This window comes from Labrys sp. KB_33_2 (assembly GCF_052114505.1).
Classification (GTDB): Bacteria; Pseudomonadota; Alphaproteobacteria; order Rhizobiales; family Labraceae; genus Labrys.
Genome location: NZ_JBFREW010000058.1, coordinates 1 through 2,492 on the forward strand (window position 1 = coordinate 1; position 2,492 = coordinate 2,492).

A 2,492-nucleotide genomic window follows, 5' to 3' on the forward strand; every position below is an offset into this window, starting at 1 on the left:
GCAAGGATGAAGGCCCATTGGCGCCAGACGAAGTTGACGGTATCGCGGACATCGAATCCGCTGCCCTGGGTTTCGCTGTCGTCCAATCCGCGCAACCTCGTGTCGAGACGGTTCAACATCTGGCGCCGTTCCTTGCTTTCGCTCCGCAGCCCCGATCGTCGTCAGGGATCCATCTGCAGTTCATGACAGCCTCTAGTCCGACAGATTCGCGTTGGAGCTGGCCCATTGCGACACGCCGGCTCCCAGCAAGGCCATGAAGGTCAACGAGATCGCCTGGATCTGCAGGCTGAAATCGACGAGCGCATGCACGCCCAGGAGCACACCGGCACCGGCGGCGCAGATTAGCGGAGCCCGGTGCCGCCGTCGGCGAAACACGCCGACGGCACAAACGCCAACGAGCCAGGCGACCAGAGTTATCATCATGGTTCCGAATACAAGGCCAAGGCCCTGCAAAACCTCAAGATAAGTGTTGTGAGCTTTGTCCCACACGCCGGTCGTCGAGATCGACTGATCGCGATAGACGGGGAAAATGTCGGTAAAAGTGCCGTAGCCGAAGCCCGAGAACGGAGCATCCTGAAGGGAGCGGACCATGATGTCGTTGACGGCCGCCCGCTTCGTATCTGTGAGGCCGGAGGCGGCGATGCGCCCGAAAACGGTGTCGCCCAGCAAGGCGACCGCACCACCTAAAGCCAGCAGCGGCAGAAGGAGCACCGAAATCCGCTCGACGATGGATCTGCCCGATCGGGGGAACGACAAAACCAATATGCACGCGATAGCGGTGGCGGTGGCGATGACGCCTCCACGCGAACCGCTTGCCATCAGGGCGCTCAGAGCGACCAATCCCGCGCCGATCTCTACCCAATGGAGTTGAGCCATCGGCGGGAGGAAACGGCCTGAGCGGCGGAGATCGAGGCCGACCGCCGGTGCCGCCCCGGCTCTCAAGGCCCTGAGCCATAGGGTCAAGGCGATGATGACGCCGATGCCGGCATAGGCCGCCAGGCTGTTGCGGTTGATGAAGGTCGATCGCACCAGGCCGGGGGCGGAACCGTCGAGATAGGGAATTTTCGAAGCCTCGAAAACCGCGAGATAGAGTCCCAACGCTGCATAGACGGCGATGATGGTCATGATCGCATAGAGCAGCAGATGTGCCCGGGAGGCCGAGCGGCAGAGCTGGAGCGCCAGCCAGAACACGCTGGCGTCGGTGATCAGGCGGAGGAGCCCGAGTGCGCTCGCACCGGGATCGACACTGATCGTGCCGGGGAGGGGTTCGCCGAGCGCCTGGGCAGCCAACGGCCAGATGGGGTGAACCAAGGAGGGCGGCATCCCCGGTGAAATCTGCAGGAGAATCCAGGCGACGACACCAATGAAAAGGCCTATCGGGACCAAGAGATAGCGTGCAGCCACCGCATGGGGCCGGCCCAGGACGACCCGGCTGAGTTCGTAGGCGATGACCAGCCCCGGGAACAGGATGCCGTTCACGCCCCAAGCTATCGGCCTGTTGCTGCCGAGCCAGGCCGGAGCCCAGGCAAGGCCGAGGATGAGCGCCACGAGGAGAAGGCTCTCGATCACGCCCGCCGCCGTCCTTGCCCCGGCAAGGGATGCCGGGCGCTCATCCACAAGCGTGCCGTTCGCCACCTTCGCCAGCCCCGATCTCGACTTCCCGTTTTGCCATGCTACCGCCGTTAGGGTGAAACGACCTGTCTCACCCTCTGTCCGACATCTGAAGGCCGGCTTGCGCCGGCTGGAGCAAAGCGCGCTCATGCTGAAACGCAGCTTTACGCCAACTCCATGTTTCCAAGCCAATCCAACGGATTGGCTAGAGCGTTTTTGCGATTCTTGGCGATACCGCCAAATTGCAAAACGCTTTAACTTCAAACCGCCTCCAGCGCTCGCCGTGGCAGATTGATTTCCACGGCCCGGCCCATGATTTCCAACAGCACGCGGGCGCGTTCATTGGGATCGAGGCGCATCAAGGGGCCGATGCTTTCGGTAAAGGGACCCAGCTTCACGCGAACCGTTTGCCCCTGCGAAAGATCACGATCGAGCCGCGCGATGCCGTCGGCATCGACATAGGTCAGGATCGTTTCGACCACGCCATCGGGCACGGCGAGCGGCAGGCTGGAACCCGTCACCACCTGCACCACCCCGATGGTGCCGTTGATCGAGCGCCAGCGTTCGCGCTCCAGATCGAGGCGTACGAACAGATAGCCGGGAAAGAGAGCGTGGAGGACGGTCTGGCGCTTGCGTGCATGCATGACGGTGCGCTGCGTGCGCGGCAGGAAAACCTCGAAGCCCTGCGCTTCCAGATTGAAGCGCGCGGTTTCCTCCGAGCGGACGCGTGTCTGTGCGACATACCAGCGCTGCCCGCCTGCATTGGCCCGGAGCAGGCCGGATAGGGGCCCGCTCATGATTGCGTTCGGCACGAGAGAGCGTTCGGGGCCTGCGCCCCTTCGATGCCGGCTCCAGGATTGGCAAACGCGTCGTTGCTGAAC

General features: G+C 63.1%; 2 protein-coding genes. Both read right to left on the reverse strand.

Features of this window, described 5'->3' with window-relative positions:
* Window positions 1-192 precede the first annotated feature (192 nt).
* Complete coding sequence (locus AB4037_RS34435) at window positions 193-1,635, reverse strand: O-antigen ligase family protein (RefSeq protein ID WP_441774650.1); 1,443 nt, start codon at window positions 1,633-1,635, stop codon at window positions 193-195.
* Between the two features lie 236 nt (window positions 1,636-1,871).
* On the reverse strand, window positions 1,872-2,408 hold the full coding sequence (nusG, locus tag AB4037_RS34440; protein WP_441774651.1) for a transcription termination/antitermination protein NusG: 537 nt from the start codon (window positions 2,406-2,408) through the stop codon (window positions 1,872-1,874).
* Window positions 2,409-2,492: the final 84 nt, after the last annotated feature.